The organism is Streptococcus oralis (assembly GCF_003943825.1).
Taxonomy (GTDB): Bacteria; Bacillota; Bacilli; order Lactobacillales; family Streptococcaceae; genus Streptococcus; species Streptococcus oralis_CD.
Genome location: NZ_RJNJ01000001.1, coordinates 102,363 through 116,207 on the forward strand (window position 1 = coordinate 102,363; position 13,845 = coordinate 116,207).

General features: G+C 44.1%; 7 protein-coding genes. 6 read left to right on the forward strand and 1 reads right to left on the reverse strand.

All coding sequences use genetic code 11. The features are described from left to right. Nucleotides 1–50 precede the first annotated feature (50 nt). The gene (locus D8863_RS00575; protein WP_125440779.1) at nt 51–3,767 is read right to left on the reverse strand and encodes a pullulanase; all 3,717 of its coding nucleotides are present in this window, start codon (nt 3,765–3,767) and stop codon (nt 51–53) included. A 442-nt stretch (nt 3,768–4,209) separates the two neighbouring features. Here D8863_RS00575 and rpoB point away from each other — a divergent pair, with 442 nt between their 5' ends. From rpoB to D8863_RS00605, 6 genes are all read left to right on the forward strand, one after another. Beyond that, the gene (rpoB, locus tag D8863_RS00580) at nt 4,210–7,821 is read left to right on the forward strand and encodes a DNA-directed RNA polymerase subunit beta (RefSeq protein WP_125440780.1); all 3,612 of its coding nucleotides are present in this window, start codon (nt 4,210–4,212) and stop codon (nt 7,819–7,821) included. 32 nt (nt 7,822–7,853) lie between these two features. Next, a complete protein-coding gene (rpoC, locus tag D8863_RS00585) occupies nt 7,854–11,519 on the forward strand; it encodes a DNA-directed RNA polymerase subunit beta' (protein WP_000228784.1) in 3,666 nt (1,221 codons plus the stop codon). Nucleotides 11,520–11,629: 110 nt separating this feature from the next. Then, nucleotides 11,630–12,049 (forward strand): nucleoside-diphosphate kinase, encoded by a 420-nt coding sequence (ndk, locus tag D8863_RS00590; protein ID WP_076984297.1) that lies wholly within the window; start codon nt 11,630–11,632, stop codon nt 12,047–12,049. Between the two features lie 134 nt (nt 12,050–12,183). After that, a complete protein-coding gene (locus D8863_RS00595; RefSeq protein ID WP_125440902.1) occupies nt 12,184–12,807 on the forward strand; it encodes a hypothetical protein in 624 nt (207 codons plus the stop codon). An 83-nt stretch (nt 12,808–12,890) separates the two neighbouring features. After that, the gene (tsaE, locus tag D8863_RS00600; protein WP_000556959.1) at nt 12,891–13,334 is read left to right on the forward strand and encodes a tRNA (adenosine(37)-N6)-threonylcarbamoyltransferase complex ATPase subunit type 1 TsaE; all 444 of its coding nucleotides are present in this window, start codon (nt 12,891–12,893) and stop codon (nt 13,332–13,334) included. Next, a complete protein-coding gene (locus D8863_RS00605; protein ID WP_125440781.1) occupies nt 13,324–13,845 on the forward strand; it encodes a GNAT family N-acetyltransferase in 522 nt (173 codons plus the stop codon). Before tsaE ends, D8863_RS00605 begins: the two co-directional genes overlap by 11 nt.

Sequence of the window (13,845 nt, forward strand, 5' to 3'; positions counted from 1 at the left end):
GAGCAGCCTGCGATTAGCTTCCTAGTTTACCCTTTGATTTTCATTGAGTGTTATTTCTTTTTCTTGTTTTTTATCAACCATCCAAGTCCGAGAAGGGCAAGGATACTGAATCCAGCAAGGGCAAGGAGGGATTTTCTCTCAGTTCCTGTGTTTGGAAGGAGGTTCTGAGAGTGAGCCTCTGTAGCAGTTTCTTGAGAGTCAGGATTGGCTGCTAGGTTTTGGACCTGGTCTTGTTCTTGTTCGACATTCAAGCTAGAAAGATCAAATTCTGGTTTTTCTTCCACAGCTGGGGCGACAATGGCACCGCCTTGAGACAAGCGGAGAACAACGGCAGTGAGAGCGTTCAATTTCAAACCTTTTTCAGTCCATTCAAGACCTTGAGGTTTAGCGATTCCTACTGGTCCTGCTTGGTTTTCATCTGCGAGGACTTCAGCCTTTCTCAAGTGAGCAAAGGCAGTTCCTAGAGTAAATTCACGAGCCTTATCATCTGCATTGACAAAGACTGCGTAGATATCTCCATTTGGAGCAGTGATTTGGTAGCCGATGACCACGTCTTCTTTTTCAACACCGTTTTGGCCTGGGACAGTAATGAGGTGGACGCGCTCCTTGATATCTTGCAGACTCTTGAGTCGGAAAGCATCTGTAGATTGACGAAGGGCGATCAGACCTTTCATGTAGTCACGGCTCTTGACATTTTCAGGATATGCTTTGCTATCTGTAGCTTTGGTCCAGTCAAACTTGTTGACAGCATCACTAGAGTCGTAAGAGTCATGGATAAAGTAAGGATAGACAAAAGGCTTGCCGTCTTTGTCACGTAACAAGTGAGACTTGTTTGGAACCTTATCCTCTGAGACAGGATTCTTATAGGCTGGATCAAGGAATTGTTTGGTACGTCCATATTCCTGACCAGAGTGGATAAACGGAGTCCCTTGAGCAGTCAAGACCATGAGGTTTCCAAGTCGCAAACGACGATGGATTTCAGCATAGTTCTCAGCCTTGCTTGGGTCTTTTTTGATAGACTGGGCAATGATATCAAAGAGGGTCAAGTTATCATGGGCTGCGATATACTGGATAACATCTCCAGGGTTGTCTGCTTCAAAGTTGGTTGGTTGGGCAATCAGATTTTTAAAGATGGTATTGATATCGCGTTTGCCACCTGTGATAAAGGCAGGTTGACCTTCGTTTGGATAGCCAGACTTGAGGTTGTTACGGATGTCGTCTGAAAAGACAGCAACAGTATCTGTTTTCTTCATCCAAGACTGGTCAGCAGGTTGTACAGGCGTATTTTCATCGCCTGTATAGGTTCTCCAGCCTTCACCTAGCATGATAAGATTTGGATTGAGGGCGCGTGCAGCTTTGTACGCTTCTTCGATAGAAGCTGCATCGTGGTCACCCATCATATCGAAGCGGAAACCATCTACTTTGTAGGTTTCAACCAGATACTTGATGGAGTCTACCAAGACACGTTTAGACATGTAGTGGGTAGTTCCCAAACGGCCACCTCCAAAGCTGGTACGTGGAGTTCCGTCTGCATCCATAAAGTGGTAGTAGTTTGGCTCAATATCCTCAAAAATATCAACATTTGCAGTATGGTTGTAGACCACGTCCAAGATAGCACCCATGCCACGTTTGTGGATTTCGTTGATGAGGTTTTTGAATTCTACGATACGTTTTTCTGGATCCTTAGGATCGCTTGAGTACATACCAGTCAAGGAGAAGTAGTTTTGAGGGTCATATCCCCAGTTATAGTTGCTGTTGCTTGAAGCGTAGGCAGACAAACGTTCATGGTTTTTCAATTCATTGACAAAGTAGTAGGACAAGACTGGAAGGAGCTGGATGTGGGTCACACCCAAGTCTTTGAGATAGTCCAGTTTTTCAATAAAGGCTTCAAAGGTACCAAATGGCTTGGTCAAGTCTTTTGCGATGGCAGGATCCGAAGTGAAGTCACGTACATGAGCTTCATAGATAACGGCATCTTCACGTGATTTGAAGTTACGAATCTTTCCATAGGTCAAGTCTTGCGGACCTAACTTCGCTGGATCGACAAAGGCAGCTTTAGCGACCTTATGAGCGGCATCTGTTTTTGCTAGGTCACTGTTCCAAGCCGCTAATGATTTGGCATAAGGGTCAAGAACGAGGACAGTTTTACCTTGGCGCTCGATTTGGTAGTGGTAGTAGTAGCCAGTGTAGTTGCTGATACCGAGACCAGAGTTTGCATCCAGAGTTTGTTTCCAGGTTCCTTTTTCTCCTTTTTCAAGGGCGACAGTTCCAACTACTTTTTCAGGGTCTTTCTTGTCATAGACAACAACGGAAACCTTATCAGCACTTGGAGACCAGAGGGTGAGGTCAACACGCTTGCCATCTTCTTTTAGAGTTGCGCCGAGTGGCCCATCGTAACTGTAGGATTCATCCTTGAGGCGCCAGCTTGAACGTGTGGTAAAGCGGTCTGAATTGTAGCTGACAGTGTACGGGTGTTGAGTGTCAGAGAAGTCGCCGATGTAGGTCACTTTTTTACCTGCCTCATCCACTTCCACGTCTGTGATAGCTACTTTATTCCCTTGGTAATCAGTGATGCTGGAGTGTTTGAGGATATCGTCTTTCTTAGCTCCAACGAGGGTAGAAAAACTGCTTTCGATACGAGATTTAGCCACGTGTTGGGCACCAGTCATGCGGATATCGTGCACATAGTAGGGGTTAGTGTAGATGGTTTCGTCATCATCTTTGAGGAAAATCTGACTGTGATTTTTTAGATCAGTGAATTTATAATCTTCTTTTCTGATTTTCACATCATCGCCTTTCTTGCTTTCGTCTAGTAATAAAAATCCAAATTCTCTTGCAGCTTCATTGAGTGGGATATCAATGTAACGGCCATATTTTCCAGTTGCTGTAAAGTCAGTACCGTCAGGCCATTCTCCACTGCTTGGGTTTTTAACATCGCCCCAATACCAGAGAGATTTTTTGTCATAGTTTCCATCGGTGCGGTAGTAGTTGACACGAATAGTTCCTGCTGGTTGAGGGCGGTAGTTGTATACCTTGTAGTTTTCATCTAGCCAGGCCTCGTTCATTTTTGGAGAGAGGCGCTCTACAGAACGGTCTCCCGTCAGGTTATCCCCCTTGGTATTGTTGATGAGGAAGCTGACTTTCTTGGCTTGCTCATTTTTGAGTTTGACATCTAGGTAATAACCGTAGTCATCTTGCTTGGCATCCTTGAAGGACTTGGCTCCATTGGGCCAGTTTTCAGACGGCTTCTCAACATCGTCCCAAGTCCAAAGACCTTGAGAATCCTTGTTTTCTTCAGGGAGTTTTTTTACATGGATACGGAAGTGGTTGTCTTCGATGGGTTCTTCAGAGGATGCGTCAGCTTGTGGTTTTTGATCTGAAGTTGGCGTTGCAGTGCTGTTATCTACTTTCTCTTCCTTGCTGTTAGCCTGGCTTGTAGTAGCATCTTCTGTTTTGGGTGTTGCTGGCGCTGTAGTAGTTTCCCCAGCTGGAGCTTCTTTTTTAGAATCAAGGGAAGCGTTTGCATTCTTTTGTTCAGAAATAGGCGTTTCCGTTTGAGTTTGACTCGTTTCAGTCTCAGTAGGGGCCTTGATCACAGCGCTGGTATTTTCCTGAGTTTGAGGCAGGTTTTCGTTAGCCGAAATAGTTGGCATTGCAGCAGAAAGCAGGATAATGCTGGCACCAATAAGGACAGAACCAGTTCCGTTCTTCAAGGAACGGATACCATAAATCATTTTTTTCTCAGTTTGAGATGGGATCTTTTTCATCACAATTCTCCTTGTGTAGTTGTTCCCTATCAGTATAGCACGAGGTAAACATTAGTGCAAGCGTTTTCCTAACTTTTAAGAGAAAATATAATGCTTCATTCTCTTGAAATTTTAAAATAATACATAGGAAAAGATTGTTTAAAAAATAGTAAAAAAACCTTGAAAAATCTAGCTAAATAGGGTATAATGAAAATAATCATTTGTCGTAGGTTTTGTCTGAAATATTGTCCAGACAAGGCTCACAGCAGTTAAATCTTCTGAAAAAGTCAGATTTAGCTGCTCTTTTTGTGCTTTTTTTCAGGTTTTTGAGCGCTTGTAACAAAGATTTAAAGATTCTGAAAATTAATCAAAAGGACACGGTGATAGGGGTTTTAAAAACCATATGACGATTAGAAAAGCCTGATTGACAAGGCTTGGAATTTATTTACAAAGGAGAATCATCTTGGCAGGACATGACGTTCAATACGGGAAACATCGTACCCGTCGTAGTTTTTCAAGAATCAAAGAAGTTCTTGACTTACCAAATTTGATTGAAATTCAAACGGATTCATTCAAAGATTTCCTAGATCACGGTCTTAAGGAAGTATTTGAAGATGTATTGCCAATTTCAAACTTCACAGAAACTATGGAGTTGGAATTTGTTGGATATGAAATCAAGGAACCAAAATACACGCTCGAAGAAGCACGTATCCACGATGCTAGCTACTCAGCACCAATTTTTGTAACCTTCCGCTTGATCAATAAAGAAACAGGCGAAATCAAGACCCAAGAAGTCTTCTTTGGTGATTTCCCAATCATGACCGAAATGGGTACTTTCATCATCAATGGTGGTGAACGTATTATCGTTTCTCAGTTGGTCCGCTCACCAGGTGTTTACTTTAACGACAAAGTAGACAAGAACGGTAAAGTGGGATACGGCTCAACTGTTATCCCTAACCGTGGAGCTTGGTTGGAACTTGAAAGCGACTCAAAAGACATCGCTTATACTCGTATCGATCGTACTCGTAAGATTCCATTTACGACCTTAGTTCGTGCGCTTGGTTTCTCAGGTGATGATGAAATCTTTGATATCTTTGGTGATAGCGAATTGGTTCGCAATACTGTTGAAAAAGATATTCACAAGAATCCAATGGACTCTCGTACAGACGAAGCCTTGAAAGAAATCTACGAACGCCTTCGTCCAGGTGAGCCTAAGACTGCTGAAAGCTCACGTAGCTTGCTTGTGGCACGTTTCTTCGACCCACGCCGCTACGATTTGGCAGCAGTTGGTCGTTACAAGATCAATAAAAAACTCAACGTTAAAACACGCTTGCTCAACCAAACCATTGCGGAGCCATTGGTAGACCCTGAAACTGGTGAAATCTTGGTAGAAGCGGGTACCGTTATGACTCGTAGCGTGATCGAAAGTATCGAGAGTCATTTGGATGGCGACTTGAACAAGATCGTTTATATTCCAAACGATGCAGCTGTTCTGACAGAACCAGTTGTCCTTCAAAAATTCAAGGTTGTTGCCCCAACGGACCCAGACCGTGTTGTAACCATCATCGGAAATGCCAATCCAGACGACAAGGTTCGTGTTGTAACTCCTGCGGATATCCTTGCAGAGATGAGCTACTTCCTCAACTTGGCGGAAGGTATCGGACGTGTGGATGATATCGACCACCTTGGGAACCGTCGTATCCGTGCAGTTGGTGAATTGCTTGCCAACCAAGTACGTCTTGGACTTTCTCGTATGGAACGTAATGTCCGTGAACGCATGTCTGTTCAGGATAATGAAGTCTTGACACCACAACAAATCATCAACATCCGTCCTGTAACAGCTGCAGTTAAAGAATTCTTTGGTTCATCACAGTTGTCACAGTTCATGGACCAACACAACCCGCTTTCTGAGTTGTCTCACAAACGCCGTTTGTCAGCCTTGGGACCTGGTGGTTTGACTCGTGACCGTGCTGGATATGAAGTTCGTGACGTGCACTACACTCACTACGGTCGTATGTGCCCAATCGAGACACCTGAAGGACCTAACATCGGTTTGATCAATAACTTGTCATCTTACGGACACTTGAATAAGTATGGATTTGTTCAAACACCATACCGTAAGGTTGACCGTGAAACAGGTGTTGTTACGAATGAAATCGTTTGGTTGACAGCCGATGAAGAAGATGAATTCACTGTAGCGCAGGCCAACTCTCGTCTTAACGAAGATGGAACCTTTGCTGAAAAAGTTGTCATGGGACGTCACCAAGGGGTCAACCAAGAGTATCCAGCAGAAGTGGTTGACTACATGGACGTGTCACCAAAACAGGTAGTTGCCGTTGCGACAGCATGTATTCCTTTCTTGGAAAACGATGACTCCAACCGTGCCCTCATGGGTGCCAACATGCAACGTCAGGCCGTGCCATTGATTGATCCAAAAGCACCTTACGTTGGTACTGGTATGGAATACCAAGCAGCTCATGACTCTGGTGCTGCTGTTATTGCCCAGTATGATGGTAAAGTTACATACGCAGATGCTGACAAGGTAGAAGTACGCCGCGAAGATGGTTCATTGGATGTTTACCACATCCAAAAATTCCGTCGTTCAAACTCAGGTACTGCTTACAACCAACGCACGCTTGTTAAAGTTGGCGATGTCGTTGAAAAAGGCGACTTTATCGCTGACGGACCTTCTATGGAAAAAGGGGAAATGGCGCTTGGACAAAACCCAATCGTTGCCTATATGACTTGGGAAGGTTACAACTTCGAGGATGCCGTTATCATGAGTGAACGCTTGGTCAAAGACGATGTCTACACATCTGTCCACCTCGAAGAATATGAATCAGAAACGCGCGATACAAAGCTTGGGCCTGAAGAAATTACTCGTGAAATTCCAAACGTTGGGGAAGATGCTCTTAAAGACCTTGACGAAATGGGTATTATCCGTATCGGTGCTGAGGTTAAAGAAGGGGATATCCTTGTAGGTAAAGTCACACCTAAGGGTGAAAAAGACCTTTCAGCTGAAGAACGTCTCTTGCACGCTATCTTCGGAGACAAGTCTCGTGAAGTTCGTGACACTTCTCTTCGTGTACCTCACGGTGCCGATGGTGTCGTTCGTGATGTTAAAATCTTTACACGTGCAAATGGTGATGAGTTGCAATCAGGTGTTAACATGCTGGTTCGCGTCTACATCGCTCAAAAACGTAAGATCAAAGTCGGAGATAAGATGGCCGGACGTCACGGAAACAAAGGGGTTGTCTCTCGTATCGTTCCTGTAGAAGACATGCCTTACCTTCCAGACGGAACTCCAGTCGATATCATGTTGAACCCACTTGGGGTGCCATCGCGTATGAATATCGGTCAGGTTATGGAACTCCACCTTGGTATGGCAGCCCGTACTCTTGGTATCCACATCGCAACACCAGTCTTTGACGGAGCAAGTTCTGAAGACCTTTGGGACACTGTGAAAGAAGCAGGTATGGATAGCGATGCTAAGACAATCCTTTACGATGGACGTACAGGTGAGCCGTTTGACAACCGTGTATCAGTTGGTGTCATGTACATGATCAAACTCCACCACATGGTTGATGATAAATTGCACGCGCGTTCAGTCGGACCATACTCAACCGTCACCCAACAACCACTTGGAGGTAAAGCTCAGTTTGGTGGACAACGTTTCGGTGAGATGGAAGTTTGGGCTCTTGAAGCCTACGGTGCATCAAATGTCCTCCAAGAAATCTTGACTTACAAGTCTGACGATATCAATGGACGTTTGAAAGCTTATGAAGCCATTACAAAAGGAAAACCAATTCCAAAACCAGGTGTTCCAGAATCCTTCCGAGTTCTTGTCAAAGAATTGCAATCTCTTGGTCTTGACATGCGTGTTCTTGACGAAGATGACCAAGAAGTGGAACTTCGCGACTTGGATGAAGGAATGGACGAAGATGTCATCCACGTAGATGACCTTGAAAAAGCCCGCGAAAAAGCAGCCCAAGAGGCCAAAGCAGCCTTTGAAGCTGAAGAAGCTGAGAAAGCAACAAAAGCGGAAGCAACAGAAGAAGCTGCTGAACAAGAATAAGCAGTTCACTTAAAATAGAAAGGGAAGAAATAGTGGTTGATGTAAATCGTTTTAAAAGTATGCAAATCACCCTAGCTTCTCCAAGCAAAGTCCGTTCATGGTCTTATGGAGAAGTCAAGAAACCTGAAACAATCAATTACCGTACCTTGAAACCAGAACGTGAAGGACTCTTTGACGAAGTCATCTTTGGTCCTACAAAGGACTGGGAATGTGCTTGTGGGAAGTACAAACGCATTCGTTACAGAGGGATTGTTTGTGACCGCTGTGGGGTTGAAGTAACGCGTACGAAAGTTCGTCGTGAGCGTATGGGGCACATCGAGTTGAAAGCTCCTGTATCTCACATCTGGTATTTCAAGGGGATTCCAAGCCGTATGGGCTTGACCCTCGATATGAGCCCTCGTGCCCTTGAGGAAGTTATCTACTTTGCGGCTTATGTGGTGATTGATCCGAAGGATACACCACTTGAGCACAAGTCTATCATGACAGAGCGCGAATACCGTGAGCGCTTGCGTGAGTATGGTTATGGATCATTCGTTGCCAAAATGGGTGCCGAAGCCATCCAAGACCTTTTGAAACAAGTAGATCTTGAAAAAGAAATTACTGAACTCAAAGAAGAGTTGAAAACAGCTACTGGACAAAAACGTGTCAAAGCCATCCGTCGTTTGGATGTTTTGGATGCCTTTTACAAGTCTGGAAACAAACCTGAATGGATGATTCTCAACATCCTTCCAGTTATTCCACCAGACCTTCGTCCAATGTTGCAGTTGGATGGTGGCCGTTTTGCCTCATCTGACTTGAACGACCTTTACCGCCGTGTTATCAACCGTAACAACCGCTTGGCTCGTTTGCTTGAGTTGAATGCACCAGGTATCATCGTTCAAAATGAGAAGCGTATGCTTCAAGAAGCAGTTGACGCTTTGATTGACAACGGTCGTCGTGGTCGTCCAATTACAGGCCCTGGTAGCCGTCCACTGAAATCATTGAGCCACATGCTTAAAGGGAAACAAGGACGCTTCCGTCAAAACTTGCTCGGTAAACGTGTTGACTTCTCAGGACGTTCCGTTATCGCCGTTGGTCCAACTCTTAAGATGTACCAATGTGGTGTGCCACGTGAAATGGCGATCGAGCTCTTTAAACCATTCGTCATGCGTGAAATCGTTGCCCGCGACATTGTGCAAAACGTAAAAGCCGCTAAACGCTTGGTGGAACGTGGAGACGAACGCATCTGGGATATCCTGGAAGAAGTTATCAAAGAACACCCAGTTCTTTTGAACCGCGCACCGACCCTTCACCGTTTGGGTATCCAAGCCTTCGAGCCAGTCTTGATTGATGGTAAGGCCCTTCGCTTGCACCCGCTTGTCTGTGAAGCCTACAATGCCGACTTTGACGGGGACCAAATGGCCATCCACGTACCGCTTTCAGAAGAAGCTCAAGCAGAAGCTCGTATCTTGATGTTGGCTGCTGAGCACATCTTGAATCCGAAAGATGGTAAACCAGTTGTTACTCCATCTCAGGATATGGTTTTGGGTAACTACTACTTGACCATGGAAGAAGCTGGTCGTGAAGGCGAAGGAATGGTCTTCAAAGACCGTGACGAAGCGGTTATGGCTTACCGCAATGGTTATGTTCACCTCCATTCACGTGTTGGTATCGCGACAGATAGCCTCAACAAACCTTGGACTGAAGAACAAAAACACAAGGTCTTGCTGACAACAGTTGGTAAAATCCTCTTCAACGATATCATGCCAGAAGGTCTACCTTACTTGCAAGAACCAACAAATGCCAACTTAACAGAAGGTGTTCCAGCTAAATACTTCTTGCCACTAGGTGGAGATATCAAGGAAGCAATCAGCAATCTTGAACTCAACCCTCCATTCAAGAAGAAAAATCTTGGGAATATCATCGCTGAAATCTTCAAACGTTTCCGTACGACAGAAACATCTGCCCTACTTGACCGCATGAAGAACCTCGGTTACCACCACTCAACTCTTGCAGGTTTGACAGTGGGTATTGCCGATATCCCAGTTGTTGAAGACAAGGCTGAAATCATTGAAGAATCACACAAACGTGTAGAACAAATCACCAAACAATTCCGTCGAGGTATGATTACGGACGATGAGCGCTACAATGCTGTTACCGCTGAATGGCGTGCAGCTCGTGAAAAATTGGAGAAACGTTTAGTTGCCAACCAAGATCCTAAGAACCCAATCGTTATGATGATGGACTCTGGAGCCCGTGGTAACATCTCAAACTTCTCACAGCTTGCCGGTATGCGTGGTCTGATGGCCGCTCCGAACGGACGTATCATGGAATTGCCAATCCTTTCAAACTTCCGCGAAGGTTTGTCAGTACTCGAAATGTTCTTCTCAACTCACGGTGCCCGTAAAGGTATGACCGATACGGCCCTTAAGACAGCCGACTCAGGTTATCTTACTCGTCGTTTGGTTGACGTTGCCCAAGACGTTATCATCCGTGAGGACGACTGTGGAACAGACCGTGGTCTCTTGATCCGTTCTATCGCAGAAGGAAAAGAGATGATCGAGTCTCTCGAAGAGCGTCTCAATGGTCGTTACACTAAGAAAACTGTTAAACATCCAGAAACTGGTGCAGTGATCATCGGTCCAAATGAGTTGATTACAGAAGACAAGGCGCGTGAAATTGTCAATGCTGGTGTGGAAGAAGTGACTATCCGCTCCGTATTTACATGTAACACTCGTCATGGTGTCTGCCGTCACTGTTACGGTATCAACTTGGCGACTGGTGATGCGGTTGAAGTTGGTGAAGCAGTTGGTACAATCGCTGCCCAATCTATCGGGGAACCTGGTACACAGCTTACAATGCGTACCTTCCACACGGGTGGGGTTGCCTCAAATACCGATATCACTCAGGGTCTTCCTCGTGTCCAAGAAATCTTTGAAGCCCGCAATCCGAAAGGGGAAGCGGTCATCACAGAGGTCAAAGGACAAGTTACAGCTATCGAAGAAGACGCGTCAACTCGTACCAAGAAAGTCTTTGTTAAGGGTGAAACTGGCGAAGGTGAGTACGTGGTTCCATTTACAGCCCGTATGCGTGTCGAAGTTGGAGACCAAGTCTCTCGCGGTGCAGCATTGACAGAAGGTTCTATCCAACCAAAACGTCTCCTTGCTGTTCGTGATGTCTTGTCAGTTGAAACTTACCTTCTTGGTGAAGTACAAAAAGTTTACCGTAGCCAAGGGGTAGAAATCGGTGACAAACACATCGAGGTAATGGTTCGTCAAATGATCCGTAAAGTTCGTGTCATGGATCCAGGTGACACAGATCTTCTTATGGGTACTCTCATGGACATCAACGACTTTACAGATGCCAACAAGGATGTTCTTATCGCAGGTGGAGTTCCAGCGACTGGTCGCCCAGTTCTTATGGGAATCACCAAAGCCTCACTTGAAACCAATAGTTTCTTGTCAGCGGCTTCCTTCCAGGAAACAACTCGTGTCCTTACAGATGCAGCCATCCGTGGTAAGAAAGATCATCTCCTTGGACTCAAGGAAAATGTTATCATCGGTAAGATCATCCCAGCTGGTACTGGTATGGCTCGCTACCGGAACCTTGAACCACAAGCTATCAATGAAGCAGAATATCTGGCTCCAGAACAAGAAGAGGCAGAACTTGCTCCTGTAGAGGAAGTTGTGGAAATCCAAGTTGAAGAAACAGTAGAATAAAAGCAAACAAGAGAACCTTTGGGTTCTCTTTGCTTTATTTCAGAAAATTTTCCCACTTTTTCATAAAGTATGGTAGAATAGAAGAACTAAAATGCCAAGGAGGTGTCCGTATGGAACAAACATTCTTTATCATTAAGCCAGATGGTGTGAAAAGAGGGCTGGTTGGCGAAATTCTGCAAAGAATGGAGCAACGAGGTTTCAAAATCGAAAAATTAGAGTTGCTTTCAAAAGTTTCAAAAGATTTGATTGACCAACACTATCAAGACTTGGTTGGAAAAAGTTTTTACCCTCCTATCCGTCAGTTTATGACTTCAGGACCAGTAGTGGTGGGCATTCTATCAGGTCCGAAAGTGATTGAAACCTGGCGTAGTATGATGGGTGCTACTCGACCAGAAGAAGCTCTGCCAGGAACTATCCGAGGAGATTTTGCCAAGGCTGCAGGAGACAATCAAGCCATTCAAAATGTAGTTCATGGATCCGATTCGGAAGCTTCTGCAAAACGTGAAATTGCTCTCTGGTTTAAGGATTAGACTGGTAAAAGAACAGTTCTGTGCACAACAGAGCTGTTTTTTGGTCAGTTGAGCACAAAAAAAGGACACTTGAGGCGGTAACGATCATTTCAAACTCCTCACAAGGTATAATCCCATATAGGGAGGGAAAAGAAATGGTAAAATCAATTCGCCTATTGTTGTTGATTGCAGTCGTCCAGATTAGTTTTTCTAGTTGTCTATTATGGAAAGAAACCTTTTTATCTTTAAAACAGACCAATGCTTATTTTTTGATTTTGATAGTAGGAATTTCTGTTCTCTGTGCTGGGATAAATTATTTCCATACAGCAGACCAGTCTAGGCACAGTATTTTACATGTTCAAAAGAAAGTGAGTCTGGTTTATTGCCTCCTTTTAGTAGTCAATCTTTTGGCAACCTGTCTGGTTCTCTCAGAAAGCATCCAAACTACTAGCAAATTGCAACAAGAATTGGTTGACCTCTTTTTACCCTCCTTCTTTTTCTTGCTAGGAGTAGATCTATTGATTTTCTTACCTTTTGATAAAATTTTTCGCGATATAGAAAATCACCTAAATAAAAAGAAAACAGTCGTCATTTCCGTTCTAGCTACGATGGTTTTTTTGAGGAATCCCTTAGTGATTTCCTCGATTCTCATTTATATCAGTGTTGGTTTTCTATGCGCACGTTTCCTTTTTCCAAAATGTATTCAAAGGGAAATCTCCTTTTATGGTCACCTGATTCGGGATATCCTGTTTGTTTTTTCAATAGTTGTATTCTTTTAAGTGGAGGAGAATTTTTCAAAATTGTTATAGTAAGTCCATAAAGAAAATTCACACAAAAGAAAACTTTTTGGTATAATAGTAGCATGCACACAAAAAATGAAGAAGAGCTTCTGGCTCTCGGAGAAAGATTAGGCCATTTGCTTCAAAAAGACGATGTTCTGATCTTGACTGGAGAGTTGGGGGCGGGTAAAACAACCTTTACAAAAGGCCTTGCTAAGGGCTTGGATATCCGTCAAATGATTAAAAGTCCAACCTATACCATTGTCAGAGAGTACGAAGGGCGTTTGCCACTTTACCACTTGGATGTCTACCGTATCGAAGGTGATGCTGATTCTATTGACTTGGATGAGTTTCTCTTCGGTGGTGGTGTGACTGTTATTGAGTGGGGGCATCTTTTGGGTGAAGATTTACCAGATTCTTACTTGGAGTTGGAAATTTTGAAAGAAGCTGAGGGGCGTTGTCTTCATTTTACGGCTCATGGCTCTCGGGCTGAACAACTCATCAAGGAGCTTCAAGATGGAGTATGAGTTGTGTATTCGTGAGGCAGAGACATCAGATGCTACAGACTTAATTGCATTTTTAGATTGTGTCGGTCAAGAGACAGATTTTACCAGTTTGGATGAAAATGGTATCATGATGACAGCTTCTGAAATGGCTCTTTTTATCGAAAAACAAGCTGTATCAGAGAATCAAATTACTCTCCTCGCCTTACTGAATGATGAGATTGCAGGAGTTTTAAATATTACAGCGGACCAACATTTAAGAGTTCGACATATCGGTGATATTTTTTTAGCAGTTCGCAAGAAATTTTGGAACCAAGGCTTGGCGACTATACTTCTAGAAGAAGGCATCGAGTGGGCTAAAGTCAGTGGCGTCTTGCGCCGTTTGCAACTTAGTGTACAAAAACGAAACGAGGCTGCAGTCCACCTCTATTCAAAAATGGGATTTATCACAGAAGGCTTACAAGAAAGAGGAGCCTATTTAGCAGAAGGGATATTTTTAGATGTTTGTCTTATGGGCAAGCTGATAAATAAATAA

Coding starts and splice junctions, on each gene's coding strand:
- D8863_RS00575 (WP_125440779.1), bottom strand. CDS start 3,767: ATGAAAAAGATCCCATCTCAAACTGAGAAAAAAATGATTTATGGTATC.
- ndk (WP_076984297.1), top strand. CDS start 11,630: ATGGAACAAACATTCTTTATCATTAAGCCAGATGGTGTGAAAAGAGGG.
- D8863_RS00595 (WP_125440902.1), top strand. CDS start 12,184: ATGGTAAAATCAATTCGCCTATTGTTGTTGATTGCAGTCGTCCAGATT.
- tsaE (WP_000556959.1), top strand. CDS start 12,891: ATGCACACAAAAAATGAAGAAGAGCTTCTGGCTCTCGGAGAAAGATTA.
- D8863_RS00605 (WP_125440781.1), top strand. CDS start 13,324: ATGGAGTATGAGTTGTGTATTCGTGAGGCAGAGACATCAGATGCTACA.